The sequence below is a fragment of the Enterobacter sp. MGH85 genome (assembly GCF_001037655.1).
GTDB classification, from domain to species: Bacteria; Pseudomonadota; Gammaproteobacteria; order Enterobacterales; family Enterobacteriaceae; genus Enterobacter; species Enterobacter intestinihominis.
In genome coordinates, this window is the sequence record NZ_KQ089925.1 from 1,423,990 (window position 1) to 1,443,197 (window position 19,208).

Annotated in this window: 14 protein-coding genes and 1 pseudogene; 7 read left to right on the forward strand and 8 right to left on the reverse strand. The window is 56.3% G+C overall.

Translation table 11 applies throughout. From position 1 onward, the window contains the following. The first annotated feature begins 596 nt into the window (after window positions 1-596). Window positions 597-1,538 carry a tRNA modification radical SAM protein MnmL/YtqA gene (locus tag SK51_RS06700; RefSeq protein ID WP_100248967.1) on the forward strand — a complete coding sequence of 314 codons (942 nt, stop codon included), beginning with the start codon at window positions 597-599 and terminating at the stop codon, window positions 1,536-1,538. Here SK51_RS06700 and SK51_RS06705 read toward each other — a convergent pair. After that, window positions 1,518-3,018, reverse strand: a pseudogene (locus tag SK51_RS06705) (helicase HerA-like C-terminal domain-containing protein). The gene SK51_RS06700 and the pseudogene SK51_RS06705 sit on opposite strands and share 21 nt — an antisense overlap. 137 nt (window positions 3,019-3,155) lie before the next feature. On the opposite strand from SK51_RS06705, the gene SK51_RS06710 reads away from it, so the two are divergent. Then, the gene (locus SK51_RS06710; protein WP_023307068.1) at window positions 3,156-4,796 is read left to right on the forward strand and encodes a dihydroxyacetone kinase subunit DhaK; all 1,641 of its coding nucleotides are present in this window, start codon (window positions 3,156-3,158) and stop codon (window positions 4,794-4,796) included. Window positions 4,797-4,839: 43 nt separating this feature from the next. Here SK51_RS06710 and ahr read toward each other — a convergent pair whose 3' ends face one another. The 5 genes from ahr to pepA form a co-directional block, all read right to left on the reverse strand. Next, window positions 4,840-5,859 (reverse strand): NADPH-dependent aldehyde reductase Ahr, encoded by a 1,020-nt coding sequence (gene ahr, locus SK51_RS06715; RefSeq protein WP_048206625.1) that lies wholly within the window; start codon window positions 5,857-5,859, stop codon window positions 4,840-4,842. 83 nt (window positions 5,860-5,942) lie between these two features. Continuing rightward, window positions 5,943-6,446 (reverse strand): GNAT family N-acetyltransferase, encoded by a 504-nt coding sequence (locus SK51_RS06720; protein ID WP_022649537.1) that lies wholly within the window; start codon window positions 6,444-6,446, stop codon window positions 5,943-5,945. Between the two features lie 123 nt (window positions 6,447-6,569). Further along, complete coding sequence (locus SK51_RS06725; protein WP_023307067.1) at window positions 6,570-9,425, reverse strand: valine--tRNA ligase; 2,856 nt, start codon at window positions 9,423-9,425, stop codon at window positions 6,570-6,572. Then, window positions 9,425-9,868 carry a DNA polymerase III subunit chi gene (holC, locus tag SK51_RS06730; RefSeq protein ID WP_003861884.1) on the reverse strand — a complete coding sequence of 148 codons (444 nt, stop codon included), beginning with the start codon at window positions 9,866-9,868 and terminating at the stop codon, window positions 9,425-9,427. The genes SK51_RS06725 and holC overlap by 1 nt, the downstream gene beginning before the upstream one ends. A 118-nt stretch (window positions 9,869-9,986) precedes the next feature. Next, complete coding sequence (gene pepA, locus SK51_RS06735; protein WP_003861882.1) at window positions 9,987-11,498, reverse strand: leucyl aminopeptidase; 1,512 nt, start codon at window positions 11,496-11,498, stop codon at window positions 9,987-9,989. Between the two features lie 265 nt (window positions 11,499-11,763). Between pepA and lptF the strand changes: the two genes are divergently transcribed. The 5 genes from lptF to mtgA all read left to right on the forward strand — a co-directional run bounded on the left by lptF (window position 11,764) and on the right by mtgA (window position 18,025). Continuing rightward, entirely contained in the window at window positions 11,764-12,864 is a 1,101-nt protein-coding gene (gene lptF / locus SK51_RS06740) for an LPS export ABC transporter permease LptF (protein WP_023307066.1), read from the forward strand. Continuing rightward, complete coding sequence (lptG, locus tag SK51_RS06745; protein ID WP_022649534.1) at window positions 12,864-13,946, forward strand: LPS export ABC transporter permease LptG; 1,083 nt, start codon at window positions 12,864-12,866, stop codon at window positions 13,944-13,946. Before lptF ends, lptG begins: the two co-directional genes overlap by 1 nt. A gap of 137 nt (window positions 13,947-14,083) precedes the next feature. Further along, window positions 14,084-16,417 (forward strand): aerobic respiration two-component sensor histidine kinase ArcB, encoded by a 2,334-nt coding sequence (gene arcB, locus SK51_RS06750; protein ID WP_023307065.1) that lies wholly within the window; start codon window positions 14,084-14,086, stop codon window positions 16,415-16,417. A 232-nt stretch (window positions 16,418-16,649) separates the two neighbouring features. Further along, window positions 16,650-17,303 carry an isoprenoid biosynthesis glyoxalase ElbB gene (elbB, locus tag SK51_RS06755; RefSeq protein WP_023298722.1) on the forward strand — a complete coding sequence of 218 codons (654 nt, stop codon included), beginning with the start codon at window positions 16,650-16,652 and terminating at the stop codon, window positions 17,301-17,303. Beyond that, complete coding sequence (mtgA, locus tag SK51_RS06760) at window positions 17,300-18,025, forward strand: monofunctional biosynthetic peptidoglycan transglycosylase (protein ID WP_023298721.1); 726 nt, start codon at window positions 17,300-17,302, stop codon at window positions 18,023-18,025. The genes elbB and mtgA overlap by 4 nt, the downstream gene beginning before the upstream one ends. Before the next feature lie 39 nt (window positions 18,026-18,064). On the opposite strand, the gene npr is transcribed toward mtgA, so the two are convergent. Further along, complete coding sequence (gene npr, locus SK51_RS06765; protein ID WP_003861872.1) at window positions 18,065-18,337, reverse strand: PTS phosphocarrier protein NPr; 273 nt, start codon at window positions 18,335-18,337, stop codon at window positions 18,065-18,067. Then, the gene (gene rapZ, locus SK51_RS06770; RefSeq protein ID WP_003861870.1) at window positions 18,334-19,188 is read right to left on the reverse strand and encodes an RNase adapter RapZ; all 855 of its coding nucleotides are present in this window, start codon (window positions 19,186-19,188) and stop codon (window positions 18,334-18,336) included. Before rapZ ends, npr begins: the two co-directional genes overlap by 4 nt. Window positions 19,189-19,208: the final 20 nt, after the last annotated feature.

Sequence of the window (19,208 nt, forward strand, 5' to 3'; positions counted from 1 at the left end):
TCATACGCGGACCTCGCATTCGCCCTCTTTTTCATCCTTTCGCGCAGGTAAACAAGTTTGAGGACTTGCTTCAGAGGGAATCTCAATTACTGCATAAATATGATGAGCAGGCCGCTCATCCAGAAAGCTTCCAGCGGATTTCCAACTTATCGGGAATTGGTACACAGGTCAAATGGCAATCTTATTTATACAAAAATGTGCTAAAGAGTGGTCATATTGTTGTTTTTATTGATGATTTCACTATTTTTACAACCACTTAAAGCGCCGGGAAGGTGCAGGGGAGTGTGATCTGACTCACTATATGAAAGCGGTATTATCAATGCAGCGTGCTGAAATGCAGATTTATAGCAGAATAATAATCTGGGGTGGCATTCAAACCCGCATAAAATCACTGTTTTTCAGACCTGGCGCTATAAATAAAAAAAACCATCAAAACATAAGGAAAAGTAATTACGTGCAGGGTGAATGAAATCTCGGTAATCGTGATTATTTATTCAAATAGATAAAGGCCGTCCAGGGCGATTGATCCAGGTCATCGCCGACAGAGGCTAAAAATGGCAGGCTTGTCCCCTTTCTTCGGGACGGTCTATCAGATTATGCAGTTACAGAAATTAGTCAATATGTTTGGTGGGGATCTTTTGCAGCGCTACGGACAAAAGGTTCACAAACTGACGCTGCACGGCGGCTTTAGCTGTCCGAACCGCGATGGCACCATCGGGCGTGGTGGCTGCACCTTCTGTAACGTGGCCTCGTTTGCTGATGAAGCCCAACAGCATAAATCTATCGCTGAACAGCTCGCCCATCAGTCGAGTCTGGTGAACCGCGCGAAGCAATATCTGGCCTATTTCCAGGCCTACACCAGCACGTGGGCGGAGGTGCAGGTGCTGCGCGCTATGTATCAACAGGCGGTTGCTCAAGCGAACATTGTCGGGCTGTGCGTGGGGACGCGTCCGGACTGCGTGCCGGACGCCGTGCTGGATTTACTTAGCGAGTACAAAGAGAAGGGCTACGAGATCTGGCTGGAGCTGGGCTTGCAGACCGCGCACGACAAAACCCTGCACCGTATCAATCGCGGGCATGATTTTGCCTGCTACCAGCGCACCACGCGTCTCGCCCGCGAGCGTGGTTTAAAAGTCTGCTCGCATCTGATTGTCGGCTTGCCGGGAGAAGGGCAGCAGCATGGCCTTGAAACGCTGGAAAAAGTTGTTGAGACCGGCGTGGACGGCATTAAGCTGCACCCGCTGCATATTGTTACGGGAAGCATTATGGCGAAAGCCTGGGAAGCGGGGCGATTAAATGGTATCGAACTCGACGACTATACGGTGACGGCGGGGGAGATGATTCGCCACACGCCGCCGGAGATTGTTTACCACCGCATCTCGGCAAGCGCCCGCCGCCCAACGCTTCTGGCACCGCTCTGGTGTGAGAACCGCTGGACGGGGATGCTGGAAATCGACCGCTATCTACAGGAGAACGGCGTACAGGGGTCGGCGCTTGGCCGCCCGTGGGTTCCACCGCTACCGGCGACGGCCGCCTAACAGACTTCCCAGCATGCCGCGCACTATCTGGTTGGTAATCTGACGCGTCGCGCTTTTTGCCATGGCCTGCACCACGCCATCGCGTTTACCGCCGCGCGGCCCGGTGCTGCCGAACAGAATATCTTTCAGCCCGCCGAGAATGCCGTCGTCCACGGCTACAGATTGCCCTTTGGCGGCAGGCGCATTCTGCGATTCGGCAGTCGCCTGCACCCCTTTTTGCAGCATCTCGAACGCGGATTCGCGATCCACCTCGTCTTCATACTTCCCGTACACCGGGGAGTGGTTGATCAGGCCGTTGCGTTCATCGTCCGTTACTGGCCCCATGCGCGAGCAGGGCGCAATCACCATCGCGCGCTCGACAACTGTCGGGCTGCCTTTTGCATCGAGGAACGAAATCAGCGCTTCACCGGTGCCCAGCGCCTGAATGGCGGTTTCGGTATCAAAGGCCGGATTGGCACGCATGGTTTGCGCCGCGGCTTTCACCGCTTTTTGATCTTTCGGCGTAAAGGCGCGCAGGGCGTGCTGCACGCGGTTACCCAGTTGCCCCAGTACGTTGTCCGGAATATCCGACGGGTTTTGCGACACAAACCAGACCCCGACGCCTTTGGAGCGGATCAGGCGGATAACCTGTTCAATTTTATCCAGCAGCACCTGCGGCGCGTCGTTAAACAACAGGTGCGCTTCGTCAAAGAAGAACACCAGTTTGGGTTTTTCCAGATCGCCTGCTTCCGGCAGTTGTTCGTAGAGTTCAGAGAGCATCCACAGCAGGCTGGCGGCGTAGAGCTTCGGCATCTGGTAGAGCTTCTCTGCGCTCAGAATGTTGATGATGCCTTTGCCGCTGCTATCGGTGCGCATCCAGTCTTTGATATCCAGCATTGGCTCGCCAAAGAAATGCTCGGCGCCCTGTTGCTCCAGCGTCAGGAGCCCGCGCTGAATGGCGCCCACCGAGGCGCTGCTGATATTGCCGTACTGGTTCTGGAAGGATTTGGCGTTATCGCCAATGTACTGGGTGATGGCGCGCAGATCTTTGAAGTCGAGCAGCAGTAAGCCCTGATCGTCGGCGATACGGAAGATAATGTTCAGCACCCCGGACTGCACGTCGTTAAGATTAAGCAGACGGGCCAGCAGCAAAGGGCCGAGGTCGGAGACGGTGGCGCGCACCGGATGCCCTTTTTCGCCGAAGATATCCCAGACCACCACTGGATTACCGTGCGGCGTCCAGTCCGTGATGCCGATATTTTTCAGGCGCTCGAGCAGTTTTTCTGACGCCGTGCCTTCCTGAGCCACCCCGGTTAAATCGCCCTTCACGTCAGCCATAAAAACCGGCACGCCAGCCTCGGACAACGACTCAGCCAGCTTTTGCAGGGTGACGGTTTTTCCCGTCCCGGTCGCGCCGGTGATCAGGCCATGACGGTTCGCCATCGCGGGCAGTAAAAACAGCTCTTTTTCCAGCCCTGGCGATTAACAATGGTGTACTCATGATGCACGTCCTCTCGTAGTCCTGGGTGGAGTATAGGCAACCTGACGGCAAAATGTCTGCGTAAATTCCTCACTTTGCGGCGCATTATCCAGTGCGGACTATGCTTTTGCATACGGTAAACAAAATTTTGGGAAACTATGTCCAGATTCTTTTTTAACGACCGCAAACAGCTTGTCAACGATGCCATTGAAGGCATACTTCTCTCCGCGCCGCACGGTAATCTCGTCAAACTGGATATCGATCCGGCCATCCGCGTGGTGGCACGCGGCGACTGGGATAAAAGCCGCGTGGCGGTGATCTCCGGTGGCGGCTCCGGCCATGAACCGGCACATGCCGGGTTCGTCGGTAAAGGCATGCTTACCGCAGCGGTGTGTGGCGATTTGTTCGCCTCCCCAAGCGTGGATGCGGTCCTCAATGCCATTGTGGCGGTGACGGGCGATCGTGGCTGCCTGCTGATTGTGAAAAACTACACCGGCGACCGGCTTAACTTTGGCCTGGCGGCGGAAAAAGCCAAACGCTACGGCCTGAAGGTGGAGATGGTTATCGTCGCGGATGATATTGCCCTGCCGGATAACAAGCAGCCGCGTGGTATCGCGGGAACGGCGCTGGTGCATAAGATTGCGGGATATGCGGCAGAGCAGGGGAAATCGCTAAACGACGTGCGGGATATAGCGCAACAGGCCTGCGATAACCTCTGGAGCCTGGGCGTGGCGATGCAAACGTGCAACCTGCCGGGCAGCGATGATGAAGAGGGGCGCATAAAACAAGGCCATGTCGAGCTGGGTTTGGGCATTCACGGCGAGCCGGGAGCTTCCGTCGTGGATACGCAAAACAGCAAAGCCATTATCGACACGCTGGTGACGCCGTTACGCGCGCAGGCGGGGGACGGGCGCTTTGCGGTGCTGATCAACAACCTCGGCGGCGTGTCAGCGCTGGAGATGGCTCTGCTCACCAAAGAGCTGGCGCATTCGGCGCTGAAAGAGAACATAGCGTATCTGATTGGCCCGGCGCCGCTGGTGAGTGCGCTGGATATGAAAGGGTTTTCGCTAACGCTGTTAAAGCTCAGCGATTTCTTCGAGAAGGCGATACACGCCGAGGTCGAGACGCTGGGCTGGCAGAAGCCCGTCGCGTTCGCGCCCCTGCGTACCGTCCCCCATAGCGCCCTTCATGACCGCGTGGAATATACCCCATCGGACAATCCGCAGGTGAGCGAGGCCGTCGCTTCGGTAACGAAGACATTGATCCAGCTGGAAAACCGCCTCAACGCGCTGGATGCCAAAGTAGGCGATGGCGATACGGGCTCCACCTTTGCGCAAGGGGCGCGGGATATTGCGCAGCGACTTGAGGAGAACAACCTGCCCCTTAACGACGTGCCGACATTACTCCTGCTGGTGGGGGAGCGGCTGGCTACGGTAATGGGCGGGTCGAGCGGGGTGCTGATGTCGATCTTCTTCACGGCGGCAGGACAAAAGCTTCACGATGGACAGCCGCTACCAGAAGCATTGTTGAGCGGACTGGCGCAGATGAAGCAGTATGGCGGTGCAGATCTTGGGGATCGCACGCTGATCGACGCCCTGCAACCGGCGCTGGAGGCGTTAAGGGATAGCGATCTGCGGACGGCGGCGCAGGCTGCGCAGCAGGGCGCCGAAGCAACGGCAAAAATGGCGAAAGCCGGCGCGGGACGCTCGTCGTATGTCAATAAAGAGAACCTGGATGGGGTGATGGATCCGGGAGCGGTCGCGGTGGCAGAAGTACTTAACGTATTGGCGCGGCAGTGAAAGTAGGCCGGGTCAGGCGAAGCCGCCACCCGGCAAACTCACATCAGAAATCCGCTTTCAACACTACGCGGTAGCGGGCTTTACCGTCGCGCACGTGCTGGATTGCTTCGTTGATTTTTGACATCGGATACAGTTCGGTGGTGGGTGCCACTTTTGTGCGTCCGGCAAACTTCATCAGCTTGCTTAACTCATATGGCGTGCCGGTAGCAGATCCGGATACGCTGCGATCGCCGCCGATCAGGGTAAACGCCGGAACCGGCAGCGGCTTCATCACCGCACCCACGGTGTGGAAGTTACCGCCGTAGGCCAGGGCTTCAAAGTACGGCTGCCAGTCGAGATCGACGTTGACGGTGTTGATGATCAGGTCAAACTGGCCTGCCAGGGCGGTGAGCGCCTCGGGATCGCGACTGTTCACCACTTTATCCGCACCCATCGCCAGCACTTCCTGCTCTTTCGCCGGGTTCGAGCTGAACGCCGTCACTTCACAGCCCATCGCGTGCAGCAGTTTGATGGCAATATGCCCCAGCCCGCCAATACCGATCACGCCCACGCGGCTGGTGGCAGTTACGTGATGCATCAGCAGCGGTTTAAATACGGTGATACCGCCACACAGCAGCGGACCTGCGGATTCAATATCAATGCTGTCCGGCAGCGGGATAACCCATTGCCAGTCGGCGCGTAGTTTATCGGCGAAACCACCCTTGTTCAGGATGGTCGGCGTAGCGCCCTCAAGGCAGTTGATCTGGTTACCGCTAATACAGGCGTCGCAGTGGCCGCAGCTGCGTGCCGTCCAGCCGATACCCACGCGCTGGCCCACTTTCAGCCCTTTGTCCTGCGCGGCGCTGCCGAGCGCCACGACGCGGCCAATGACTTCGTGCCCGGCAACCAGCGGATAGCTGGAAAAGCCCCATTCATTGTCGATCATAGAGAGGTCTGAATGGCAGATCCCGCAGTAATCCACCTGTACTTCGACGTCTTCCGCTTTTAGTTCGCCCGCATCGTACTCGTACAGCTCAAGTTCTGCACCCGCCTGCGGTGCGGCGTAGCTTTTTATCTTCGACATCGCGTTTCCCCTGTTTTGGTGTGAACTGTGAGTGTAGAGCATTCAGTTTACAGACGCTTAACAGAAGACGGCAGGAACAAAACTTACAGACTTTTCAGCATCCTGACTTCGCAGTCCACGTGGCCCGTGCAGCCCAGTGGGGCATCGATATGCTCAAAGCCCAGATGCTCATACAGGCCAATGGCCTCTTTAAGGAAAGCGGTGGTTTCAAGGTAGCAACGTTTAAAGCCCTGTGAGCGTGCATGTTCCAGGGCGACCAGCGCCAGCTTTTTCGCCAGGCCTTGTCCGCGTATCGTTGGCAGGAAATACATTTTCTGGAGTTCACAGATATCCGGCTCGCTGCAGAGCAGGGGGGCAATGCCGCCGCCGCCCACGACCTGGCCGTCCTGCTCGATGACCCAATAGGCATGGCCCGGCTGGTTGTACAGCTGAAAAAGTTCGTCCAGATTGGGATCGGCCACAGTGTAGCCTTTGTCGGCGGTCAGGCCATATTCGGCCGATACCGTGCGGATAACGGCGGCGATAGCCGGGTTGTCCTGCTCAGTGATCCGACGCATTGTCGTCGCGACGGGGGTAATCACGCTCATAGCATTACTCATGACAAAAATTGACACACAACTGCTGTTAATAGCACCGCAGAAAGGGGAGTGCAAGCGAGGAGTTTTCAGGAAGGATACCCCTTACGCCCTGAAGCGTAAGGGGTAAAAGCATTACAGGGCTGCGATAACCGCCTGCTGCTCGATCAGTTTGGTCTTCGCATCGGCGAAGGCAACCAGACGCTCACGCTCTTTGGCGATGACCGCTTCCGGCGCGCGGGCCACAAAGCCTTCGTTCGCCAGTTTGCTTTCGATTTTGCCGATTTCCACGTCGACTTTCGCCACTTCTTTCGCCAGACGAGCCAGCTCAGCGTCTTTGTCGATCAGGCCCGCCATCGGGATCAACAGCTCCGCGCCGTCGATAATTTTGGTCACGGAAACCGGACCTTTATCATCGGCAGGCAGCACGGTGATGCTTTCCAGACGCGCCATGGTTTTCAGGAAGGTGTTGTTCTCGGTGACGCGACGAACGGCAGCTTCGCTGCAACCGCGCAGCAGCAGCTCCAGTGGTTTACCCGGAGCGATGTTCATTTCCGCGCGGATGTTACGTACCGCAACGATCGCCTGTTTCAGCCACTCGGTATCCGCAGACGCGGCTTCATCCACTTTCGCGGCATCGAATGCTGGGAACGGCTGGAGCATGATGGTATCGGCGTTTATACCGGCAATTACCTTCACGCGCTGCCAGATGGTTTCGGTGATGAACGGAATGATCGGGTGCGCAAGGCGCAGCAGACCTTCCAGGACGGTAATCAGCGTATTACGCGTACCGCGCAGCTCCGCCTCAGTGCCGCCGTTCATGACCGGCTTCGCCAGCTCCAGATACCAGTCACAGAACTGGTTCCAGGTGAATTCGTACAGGATGCCTGCCGCGATGTCGAAGCGGTAGCTGTCCAGCGCGTCGCGGAACGATTTCACCGTCTGGTTAAATTCCGCCAGGATCCAGCGGTCTGCCAGAGACAGGGTCATTTCGCCGCCGTTAAAGCCGCAATCCTGATCTTCGGTGTTCATCAGCACGAAGCGGCTGGCGTTCCACAGCTTGTTACAGAAGTTACGGTAACCTTCGAGACGCTTCATATCCCAGTTGATGTCACGACCGGTGGAGGCCAGCGCCGCCAGGGTGAAGCGCAGGGCGTCGGTACCGTGAGATTCGATCCCGTTCGGGAACTGCTTCTCGGTACGCTTGCGGATTTTCTCCGCCAGCTGCGGCTGCATCATGTTGCCGGTACGTTTTTCCAGCAGCTCTTCCAGAGAGATACCATCAACCATGTCCAGCGGGTCGATAACGTTACCCTTGGATTTGGACATCTTCTGGCCTTCGTCGTCGCGGATCAGGCCGGTCATGTAAACGGTATGGAACGGAACCTGCGGCTTGCCATTTTCGTCTTTGATGAAGTGCATGGTCATCATGATCATGCGGGCGATCCAGAAGAAGATGATGTCGAAGCCGGAGACCATCACGCTGGTTGGGTGGAACTGACGCAGCGCGTCGGTGTTTTCCGGCCAGCCGAGGGTCGAGAAGGTCCACAGCGCGGAAGAGAACCAGGTATCCAGCACGTCTTCGTCCTGGCGCAGCGCAACGTCAGCGCCCAGGTTGTTTTCCTGACGCACTTCCTCTTCGGTGCGGCCAACGTAGACGTTGCCTTCATTGTCGTACCACGCCGGGATACGGTGACCCCACCACAGCTGACGGGAGATACACCAGTCCTGAATATCGCGCATCCAGGAGAAGTACATGTTTTCGTACTGCTTCGGCACGAACTGAATGCTGCCGTTCTCAACCGCTTCCACAGCCGGTTTCGCCAGCACGTCGGCACGCACGTACCACTGGTCGGTCAGCATTGGCTCGATAACCACGCCGCCACGGTCGCCGTACGGCACGGTCAGATCGTGAGGTTTAATCTCTTCCAGCAGGCCGAGCGCGTCCACGGCGGCTACGACGGCTTTACGCGCGGCAAAGCGCTCCAGCTTCTGGAACTCAGCCGGGATGTCGCTGGAATAAACGTCGGATTCGTTGCCTTTGGTGTCGTACACTTCTGCGCTTTCGCGGATATCGCCGTCGAAGGTCAGAATGTTGATCATCGGAAGTTGATGACGACGACCGACTTCATAGTCGTTAAAGTCGTGCGCCGGGGTAATTTTCACGCAGCCGGTGCCTTTTTCCATGTCGGCGTGTTCGTCGCCCACAATCGGAATACGGCGGTTCACCAGCGGCAGCACCACAAATTTGCCGATCAGATCTTTATAGCGCGGATCTTCCGGGTTAACGGCCACGCCGGTATCGCCCAGCAGGGTTTCCGGACGGGTGGTCGCCACCACCAGGTAATCTTTACCGTCTGCGGTTTTTGCACCGTCGGCCAGCGGATAGCGGATGTGCCACATGGAGCCTTTAGACTCGCGGTTTTCCACTTCCAGGTCAGAGATGGCGGTACGCAGTTTCGGGTCCCAGTTGACCAGGCGTTTGCCACGGTAAATCAGGTCTTCTTTGTACAGGCGCACGAAGACTTCTTTCACGGCGTTGGACAGGCCTTCGTCCATGGTGAAGCGCTCACGCTCCCAGTCCACGGAGTTGCCGAGACGGCGCATCTGACGGGTAATAGTGCCGCCGGATTCCGCTTTCCACTGCCAGATTTTGTCGATAAACGCGTCTCGACCGTAGTCGTGGCGGGTTTTACCCTCTTCAGCGGCAATTTTACGCTCAACCACCATCTGGGTCGCGATACCCGCGTGGTCAGTCCCCGCCTGCCACAGGGTGTTTTTACCCTGCATACGCTGGTAGCGGATCATGGTATCCATGATGGTCTGCTGGAAAGCATGCCCCATATGCAAACTGCCGGTGACGTTCGGCGGCGGGATCATGATGCAGAAGGACTCTTTGCTTTCGTCGCCGTTAGGCTTGAAATAGCCCTGCTGTTCCCAGTGCTCGTAAAGCGGCTGTTCGATATCGCGTGGGTTATATGTCTTTTCCATTATTTCCAGGTTGCCGTATTCAGGTTAAAACCGGCCAGGCGGTACGCTTTGTAGCGTTCGCGCGCCAGCTGTTTCAAAGATTCTTCGTAAGGGACAAAGTCTACCACTTCTGTGAAAGCGGTGGCAAAATCTGCAAAGTCTGTCCGCAGGCTAATGAGAATGTCGCGCGCGCTGCTGTTGCGTTTTTGCGGCCAGGCAATCTCCACCGGTGCCCCGCCGCGTGGACCTTCGCCCGACAGGTTATGCGGAACAAAACTCTCCGGCGGGCGCGCCCATAGCGCTTCATCCAGACGAATCGCCTGCTGCTCATCTTCACAGGCAATCAGGACGCGTTTACCTGCGCGCCAACGTTCTGCGGCAATTTCACACACCAGTTGTTCAACGGCGCTGAGGCCATCCTGATGGGTGTCATTGTCCAGAAGGTAGAACGTTGCATTCTTCATATATGGGGTTTCTTGTCGTGGATTTAAATGCAAAGCCGGGTGGCGCTACGCTTACCCGGCCTACGGTTGAGTGACGTTGTAGGCCGGGTAAGGCGAAGCCGCTACCCGGCGTTTTTCATCACTCGTCGCCGTTAAAACCCGCGCGATTGAGCAGGAACTGCGACAGCAGCGCCACCGGACGTCCGGTCGCGCCTTTGGCTTTACCGGAGCGCCATGCGGTCCCCGCAATGTCCAGGTGCGCCCAGTTGTACTTGCGGGTGAAGCGCGCCAGGAAGCAGCCTGCGGTAATTGCGCCGCCAGGACGGCCACCAATGTTCGCCATGTCCGCGAAGTTAGACTCCAGCTGTTCCTGGAACTCGTCCCCCAGCGGCAGACGCCACGCGCGGTCGCCAGCCTGCTCGGACGCGCCGATCAGCTCATGCGCCAGCGGATTGTGGTTCGACATCAGGCCGGTGATGTGATGCCCCAGCGCAATCACGCAGGCGCCGGTCAGGGTAGCTACGTCGATAACCGCTTCAGGTTCGAAACGCTCAACGTAGGTCAGCACGTCGCACAGCACCAGACGGCCTTCGGCGTCGGTGTTCAGCACTTCAACGGTCTGGCCGGACATGGTAGTCAGCACATCACCCGGGCGATAAGCGCGGCCGCCAGGCATGTTTTCGCAGCCCGCCAGCACGCCGATCACGTTGATGGGCAACTGAAGTTCCGCGACCATGCGCATGACGCCGTAAACCGCCGCCGCGCCACACATGTCGTACTTCATCTCATCCATGCCTTCTGAAGGCTTGATGGAGATACCGCCGGAGTCGAAGGTCAGCCCTTTGCCAACGAGTACGATCGGACGCGCGTCTTCAGACGGATTGCCTTTGTATTCGATGACCGACATCAGGGATTCGTTCTGGGAGCCGTTACCGACCGCCAGATAAGAGTGCATCCCCAGCTCTTTCATCTGCTGTTCGCCGATAACGCGGGTGATGACGTTCTTGCTGTAGGCGTCAGCCAGCTGGCGCGCCTGTGACGCCAGGTACGCGGCGTTACAGATGTTTGGTGGCATATTGCCAAGATCTTTTGCCGCTTTAATACCGGCAGCAATCGCCAGACCGTGCTGAATGGCGCGCTCGCCGCTGGTCAGCTCGCGACGGGTCGGCACGTTAAAGACCATTTTACGCAGCGGGCGACGCGGCTCGCTTTTGGTGGTCTTCAACTGATCAAAGCTGTAGAGGCTCTCTTTTGCGGTTTCGACGGCCTGGCGTACTTTCCAGTACGTGTTGCGGCCCTTAACGTGCAGCTCCGTGAGGAAGCAGACGGCTTCCATCGAACCAGTATCATTCAGTGTATTAATGGTTTTCTGAATAACCTGCTTGTACTGGCGCTCATCAAGCTCACGTTCTTTACCGCAGCCAATCAGCAGAATACGCTCGGACAGGACGTTTGGAACGTGGTGCAGCAACAGGGTCTGCCCTGGTTTGCCTTCCAGTTCGCCACGGCGCAGCAGGGCGCTGATATAGCCGTCGCTGATTTTATCGAGTTGCTCGGCGATCGGGGAGAGTCGGCGTGGTTCAAAGACGCCCACAACGATGCAGGCACTCCGCTGTTTCTCCGGGCTACCGCTTTTTACACTGAACTCCATGCACTACGCTCCTGAATCTTAAAGACAACGGCGGCGGCTACGGATAGAATTGAAACCTTTCGTAACTCATGTCCGCCGTTGTGGTGACTTCGTGTTAATCTTACGTTACTACGGTTTCGACACGTCAATAAATGTCATGAAGCGCGAATCCGCCGGGTTTTTTAATCTTAGCGATGATTTCGACGACTCAAGAGAATAAATGACGTTTAAGCCATGAAACAAGCTAAATTCCTGCATAAGACGAGTTTTAACGGGCGTATTTAAAGTGATAATCATAAGATATCTGGTTCGGGAGACGCTGAAGAGCCAACTGGCGATCCTCTTTATCCTCCTTCTGATCTTTTTCTGTCAGAAGCTGGTCAGGATCCTCGGCGCGGCAGTTGATGGCGAAATCCCAACGAATCTGGTGCTTTCCCTGCTCGGGCTTGGCGTGCCGGAAATGGCGCAGCTTATCCTGCCGTTAAGCCTGTTCCTTGGTCTGCTGATGACCCTGGGTAAGCTCTATACCGAAAGTGAAATCACCGTGATGCATGCCTGCGGCCTCAGTAAGGCCGTATTGGTAAAGGCAGCCATGGTGCTGGCGCTGTTTACGGGCATTGTTGCCGCGGTTAACGTCATGTGGGCGGGGCCGACCTCGTCCCGTCATCAGGATGAGGTGCTGGCGGAAGCAAAAGCTAACCCGGGGCTGGCGGCGCTGGCGCAGGGGCAGTTCCAGCAGGCGACCGACGGTAACTCCGTGCTGTTTATCGAAAGCGTCGATGGCAGCCGCTTCAATGACGTGTTTCTTGCTCAACTGCGCCCGAAAGGTAACGCGCGCCCTTCTGTGGTAGTGGCGGATTCCGGTCAGCTGGCGCAGCGTAAAGACGGCTCTCAGGTTGTCACGCTGAACAAAGGAACGCGTTTCGAAGGCACGGCTATGCTGCGTGACTTCCGTATCACAGATTTCCAGAACTACCAGGCCATCATTGGTCATCAGGCCGTCGCGCTCGATCCAACGGATACTGAGCAGATGGATATGCGCACCTTAATGAATACTGATACCGATCGTGCGCGTGCTGAACTGCACTGGCGTATCACGCTGGTATTCACCGTATTTATGATGGCGCTGATGGTGGTTCCGCTGAGCGTGGTAAACCCGCGCCAGGGCCGCGTGCTGTCGATGCTGCCAGCGATGCTGCTGTATCTGGTGTTCTTCCTGCTGCAAACCTCAATCAAGTCTAACGGCGGGAAAGGAAAAATTGACCCGATGATCTGGACCTGGGTCGTGAATGGTTTGTATCTGCTGCTGGCAGTCGGACTCAACTTGTGGGACACGGTGCCTGTGCGTCGTCTTCGTGCCCGGTTTACGCGTAAAGGAGCCATCTAATGCAGGCGTTTGGCGTACTTGACCGCTATATCGGTAAAACAATTTTTACCACCATCATGATGACCCTGTTCATGCTGGTGTCGCTCTCGGGCATTATCAAATTTGTCGACCAGCTGAAAAAAGCCGGGCAGGGGAGTTACGACGCGTTGGGCGCCGGGATGTACACCCTGCTCAGCGTACCAAAAGATGTGCAGATCTTCTTCCCGATGGCGGCCCTGCTGGGTGCGCTGCTGGGCCTGGGGATGCTGGCTCAGCGTAGCGAACTGGTGGTGATGCAGGCATCGGGCTTTACCCGTATGCAGGTTGCGCTGTCGGTGATGAAAACCGCGATCCCGCTGGTGCTGCTGACCATGGCGATCGGCGAATGGGTCGCGCCGCAGGGCGAACAGATGGCGCGTAACTACCGTGCTCAGGCGATGTACGGCGGTTCTCTGCTCTCCACGCAGCAGGGATTATGGGCGAAAGATGGCCAGAACTTCGTCTATATCGAACGCGTGAAAGGGGATGACGAGCTGGGTGGCGTGAGTATCTATGCTTTCAATAACGATCGTCGTTTGCAGTCAGTGCGTTATGCCGCCTCTGCTAAATTTGATGCAAACAACAAGCTGTGGCGGTTATCCCAGGTTGATGAATCTGACCTGACTAACCCGAAACAGATCACCGGTTCGCAGACCGTTAGCGGTACCTGGAAAACCGACCTGACGCCGGACAAGCTCGGCGTCGTGGCGCTTGACCCCGATGCGCTCTCCATCAGCGGTCTGCATAACTACGTGAAGTATCTGAAATCGAGCGGGCAGGATGCGGGGCGTTACCAGCTCAACATGTGGAGCAAAATCTTCCAGCCGCTGTCCGTGGCGGTGATGATGCTGATGGCGCTGTCGTTCATCTTTGGACCGCTACGTAGCGTGCCGATGGGGGTTCGCGTGGTAACCGGTATCAGCTTTGGCTTCGTGTTCTACGTCCTCGATCAGATTTTTGGTCCGCTGACGCTGGTGTATGGCATTCCGCCAATTATCGGCGCGCTGTTGCCGAGCGCCAGTTTCTTCCTGATCAGCCTCTGGATGCTGCTAAAACGCTCCTGATAAACCTTCTTCCTCGCTCCCGCTTGCCCGGGGGCGAGGCTAATCTCCTGTTTCACCCCGCACTTTTTCTCACAACCTTCAACGCCTCGCCGTGAATTTGAGTATTATTGAGCGATAAAGTCGTGAAGGGATCCTCTATGAAGCAAATTCGAATGCTGGCCCAGTACTACGTTGACCTGATGATGAAGCTCGGGCTGGTGCGTTTTTCCATGCTGCTGGCGCTGGCGCTGGTCGTTCTGGCCATCGTCGTGCAAATGGCCGTGACCATGGTTCTGCATGGTCAGGTCGAGAGCATCGACGTGATCCGCTCTATTTTCTTTGGCCTGCTGATCACCCCATGGGCGGTCTATTTCCTCTCCGTGGTGGTTGAGCAGCTGGAAGAGTCCCGACAGCGTTTATCGAAACTGGTGGATAAGCTGGAAGAGATGCGCGAGCGCGATCTTAAACTCAACGTTCAGCTCAAGGACAACATTGCCCAGCTGAATCAGGAAATTTCAGACCGTGAGAAGGCGGAAGCCGAGCGTCAGACCACGCTGGAGCAGCTGAAAATTGAGATGAAAGAGCGTGAGGTCACGCAGATCCAGCTTGAACAGCAATCCTCTTTCCTGCGCTCGTTCCTCGATGCGTCGCCGGATCTGGTGTTCTACCGTAATGAAGATAAAGAGTTCTCCGGCTGTAACCGGGCCATGGAACTGTTGACCGGGAAAAGCGAAAAGCAGCTGATCCACCTGAAACCTCAGGATGTCTATTCCGAAGAGGCGGCGGCAAAAGTGATGGAGACGGATGAAAAGGTCTTCCGTCATAACGTCTCGTTGACCTATGAGCAGTGGCTGGATTATCCCGACGGGCGCAAAGCCTGCTTTGAGATCCGCAAAGTGCCTTATTACGACCGGGTGGGTAAACGTCATGGTCTGATGGGCTTTGGCCGTGATATCACCGAGCGTAAGCGATATCAGGATGCGCTGGAGCGCGCCAGTCGTGACAAGACCACCTTCATCTCCACCATCAGCCATGAGCTTCGTACGCCGCTAAACGGTATCGTGGGGCTGAGCCGTATTCTGCTGGATACCGACTTGACCAGCGAGCAGGAAAAATACCTCAAAACGATCCACGTTTCGGCGGTCACGCTGGGCAATATCTTCAATGATATTATCGACATGGATAAGATGGAGCGCCGTAAGGTTCAGCTCGACAACCAGCCGGTTGATTTTACCGGCTTCCTCGCGGACCTGGAGAACCTGTCAGGTTTGCAGGCCCAGCAGAAAGGACTGAGCTTCGTGATGGAACCGACGCTGCCGCTGCCGCATAAAGTGGTGACGGACGGCACGCGTCTGCGTCAGATCCTGTGGAATCTCATCAGCAACGCCGTGAAGTTTACCCAGAAGGGACAGGTTGCTGTGCGCATTCGCTATGATGAGGGGGACATGCTGCACTTTGAAGTTGAGGACTCGGGTATCGGCATTCCTCAGGATGAGCAGGATAAGATCTTCGCCATGTATTATCAGGTTAAAGACAGCCACGGCGGTAAACCGGCGACCGGCACGGGCATTGGCCTGGCGGTGTCGAAACGTCTGGCGAAAAGTATGGGTGGGGATATCACCGTTGCCAGCCAGCCGGGTAAAGGCTCCACCTTTACGCTTACCGTCCACGCCCCTGCTGTTGCTGAAGAAGTGGAAGATACGTTTGAGAACGACGATATGCCGCTTCCAGCCCTCCACGTCCTGCTGGTTGAAGATATTGAGCTGAACGTCATTGTCGCCCGGTCGGTACTGGAAAAACTCGGTAACAGCGTGGATGTCGCGATGACCGGCAAAGCCGCGCTGGAGATGTTCACGCCGGGCGAGTACGACCTGGTGCTGCTCGATATTCAGCTACCGGACATGACCGGGCTGGATATCTCCCGCGAGCTGACGCGCAAATATGCTCCTGACGGGCTGCCGCCGCTGGTTGCGTTGACCGCAAACGTGCTGAAAGATAAAAAAGAGTACCTCGAGGCCGGTATGGACGACGTGCTCAGCAAGCCGCTGGCAGTACCTGCCCTGACGGCGATGATCAAGAAGTTCTGGGATACCTGTGATGAAGAGGAGAGCACCATGACGTCTGTTGATAGCGCTAAAACCCAAACGATACTGGATACCGCCATGCTGGAGCAGTATATCGATCTGGTGGGACCCAAACTGATAACCGATGGCCTGGCCGTGTTCGAAAAAATGATGCCGGGCTATCTGAACGTGCTCGAATCCAACCTGACGGCGCGTGACCAGAAGGGCATCGTCGAAGAGGGACATAAAATCAAAGGCGCAGCTGGTTCAGTCGGGTTACGCCATCTCCAGCAATTGGGCCAACAGATTCAGTCGCCTGATTTACCTGCCTGGGAAGATAATGTAGGTGATTGGGTTGAAGAGATGAAACAAGAGTGGCAAAACGATGTGGCAGTGCTGAAAGCCTGGGTAGAATCCCGAAAAAAATGACCCCGGCTATACCGGGGTGCGCGAATACTGCGCCAACACCAGGGAAATCGTGGCTGCGCCTGATTTTTATGGGTTGTTTTCGCATGGACGCCGCCTGAAAATTAAGGCCGCACGCAGATAAGATAGCAAATCTTAAACAGTTTGTTACATGAATCAGTGAAATGTGTGAAGCATAGCGTTTTAATCAGAATTTTTAATGTGCTTCAGCGAGTTGCATAGAAGGATCGTCAGAATGAAGAAAGTGGGTGTCGTGCTGAGCGGATGTGGCGTTTACGATGGTTCAGAGATACATGAAACCGTATTAACGCTGCTGGCATTATCGCGTCAGGGGGCCGACGTTATCTGCTTCGCTCCGGATAAAACGCAGGCAGACGTGGTTAATCATCTTACCGGCGAGCCAATGGCGGAAAGCCGTAACGTGCTGATTGAAGCGGCACGTATTGTGCGCGGGGATATTCATCCGCTGGTACAGGCCGATGCGGCTGAGCTAGATGCGCTCATCGTGCCGGGCGGCTTTGGCGCGGCGAAAAACCTGAGCACGTTTGCAACGCAAGGCGCGGCGTGTCAGGTCGAGCCCGACTTAAAAGCGCTATCGCTGGCGATGCATGCGGCAGGTAAGCCGCAGGGCTTTATCTGCATTGCGCCAGCCATGCTGCCGAAGATTTTTGATTTCCCGCTGCGGCTCACGATCGGAACCGACATTGATACTGCTGAAATTGTCGAAGATATGGGCGGCGAACATGTGCCATGTCCGGTAGACGACATTGTGGTGGATGAGGACAATAAAATCGTCACCTCGCCGGCGTATATGCTGGCGCAGAACATTGCCGAGGCTGCTGCAGGCATTGAAAAGCTGGTGGACAGAGTGCTGGTTCTTACCGAATGAGCCGTAAATTATCCCCTGGCGGGTGGTTAAAACGGATCCTGCTGCGTATTGTGCTGGTCCTGGCCGTTTTTTGGGGCGGAGGCATTGCGCTGTTCAGCATCCTGCCCGTCCCGTTCTCGGCCGTGATGGCAGAGCGGCAGATTAGCGCCTGGCTCTCGGGTGATTTTGGCTATGTTGCCCACTCAGACTGGGTCGGCATGGATGAAATCTCCCCGTGGATGGGGCTGGCGGTCATTGCGGCAGAAGATCAGAAATTCCCGGAGCACTGGGGTTTTGACGTGGCGGCTATCGAGAAGGCGCTGGATCATAATGAACGTCATGAAAACCGCGTCCGCGGTGCGTCGACGCTTTCCCAGCAGACGGTAAAAAACCTGTTCTTATGGGACGGTCGCAGCTGGGTGAGAAAAGGGCTGGAGGCCGGGCTGACGCTGGGCGTCGAGACGGTGTGGAGCAAAAAACGCATTTTGACTGTTTACCTGAATATCGCGGAGTTTGGTGACGGCGTGTTTGGCGTCGAAGCGGCATCGCAGCGCTATTTTGGCAAGCCCGCCAGCAGGCTGACTATGTCCGAAGCGGCACTGCTTGCCGCCGTGCTGCCGAACCCGCTGCGTTTTAAGGCCAGCGCGCCGTCAGGCTACGTGCGAAGCCGCCAGGCGTGGATTATGCGCCAGATGCGTCAGCTGGGTGGGGAAGGGTTTATGGAGCGAAATAATCTTATGTAAAGCGGGTAAGCGCAGCGCTACCCGCCGACGTGGCGAACGTTAATCTTCGTCAAACCCGGCGTTAAACAGGGCAATCACTGCCGCCAGCGCTTCTTCTTCCTGCGGGCCGGTGGCTTCAACTTCAATCTGGCGGCCTTTGGCAGAATCCAGCATCAGCAGCGCAATCACGCTGTTGGCTTCTGCCTCGGTTCCCTCATCGTTGCGCAGCAGCACCTCAGCATCAAAACCCTGCATCAGTTCAAACAGCTTCATCGCCGGGCGCGCATGCATGCCCAGCTTATTGGTGATTTCGACGGTCTGTTTTACGGTCATGTTTTGCGTTTTTCCAGCGTGCGATGACGGGACTGAACGTTCTTCCCGCGTGAGCGGAAGTAATCGGCCAGCTGTTCGGCAATGTAGACCGAACGATGTTTACCGCCGGTACAGCCAATCGCCACCGTCAGGTAGCTACGATTGTTTGTCTCCAGCATAGGTAACCATAGCTCAAGGTAGCTTCGCGTCTGGTAGATAAAATTGTGTACTTCTGTGTGTCGGTCGAGGAACGCCGCCACCGGCTTATCCAGACCGGTCATCGGACGCAGTTTCGGATCCCAGTGTGGGTTCGGCAGGAAACGCACATCAAAAACGTAATCCGCATCGATAGGGATACCGTGCTTAAAGCCGAAGGATTCAAACACCATCGTCAGTTCGCGCTCGCGCTTGCCGAGTAAGCGAGTACGCAGCATTTCCGCCAGCTCGTGGACGGACATTTCTGAAGTGTCGACAATCAGGTCGGCCCGGGAACGCAGCGGCTCAAGCAGATCGCTCTCTTTATCGATGGCGCTTTCCAGCGAAAGATTTTTACTCGAGAGCGGGTGCAAACGACGTGTATCGCTGTAACGGCGGATCAGCGTGTTGCGGTCAGCATCCAGGAACAAGAGCTGAGGCGAGAAGCACTCCGGCAGGCTGTTCATTGCCTGCTCGAAGATTTCCGGCGATTCCGGCATGTTACGCACGTCAATACTGACGGCGGCAGAGATTTGCCTGTCCGCCAGCGTCCGCGCCAGATCGGGTAACAGCACTACCGGCAGGTTATCTACGCAGTAAAATCCCATGTCTTCCAGCGCGCGCAGGGCCACGGACTTCCCGGACCCCGAACGACCGCTGACGATCATCAGCACCATGTTCCGTTTCTCCTCAGGGA

Coding starts and splice junctions, on each gene's coding strand:
- SK51_RS06720 (WP_022649537.1), bottom strand. CDS start 6,446: ATGAGCGTGATTACCCCCGTCGCGACGACAATGCGTCGGATCACTGAG.
- pepA (WP_003861882.1), bottom strand. CDS start 11,498: ATGGAGTTCAGTGTAAAAAGCGGTAGCCCGGAGAAACAGCGGAGTGCC.
- mtgA (WP_023298721.1), top strand. CDS start 17,300: ATGAGCCGTAAATTATCCCCTGGCGGGTGGTTAAAACGGATCCTGCTG.
- arcB (WP_023307065.1), top strand. CDS start 14,084: ATGAAGCAAATTCGAATGCTGGCCCAGTACTACGTTGACCTGATGATG.
- elbB (WP_023298722.1), top strand. CDS start 16,650: ATGAAGAAAGTGGGTGTCGTGCTGAGCGGATGTGGCGTTTACGATGGT.
- SK51_RS06725 (WP_023307067.1), bottom strand. CDS start 9,425: ATGGAAAAGACATATAACCCACGCGATATCGAACAGCCGCTTTACGAG.
- lptG (WP_022649534.1), top strand. CDS start 12,864: ATGCAGGCGTTTGGCGTACTTGACCGCTATATCGGTAAAACAATTTTT.
- SK51_RS06700 (WP_100248967.1), top strand. CDS start 597: ATGCAGTTACAGAAATTAGTCAATATGTTTGGTGGGGATCTTTTGCAG.
- SK51_RS06710 (WP_023307068.1), top strand. CDS start 3,156: ATGTCCAGATTCTTTTTTAACGACCGCAAACAGCTTGTCAACGATGCC.
- rapZ (WP_003861870.1), bottom strand. CDS start 19,188: ATGGTGCTGATGATCGTCAGCGGTCGTTCGGGGTCCGGGAAGTCCGTG.
- npr (WP_003861872.1), bottom strand. CDS start 18,337: ATGACCGTAAAACAGACCGTCGAAATCACCAATAAGCTGGGCATGCAT.
- holC (WP_003861884.1), bottom strand. CDS start 9,868: ATGAAGAATGCAACGTTCTACCTTCTGGACAATGACACCCATCAGGAT.
- ahr (WP_048206625.1), bottom strand. CDS start 5,859: ATGTCGAAGATAAAAAGCTACGCCGCACCGCAGGCGGGTGCAGAACTT.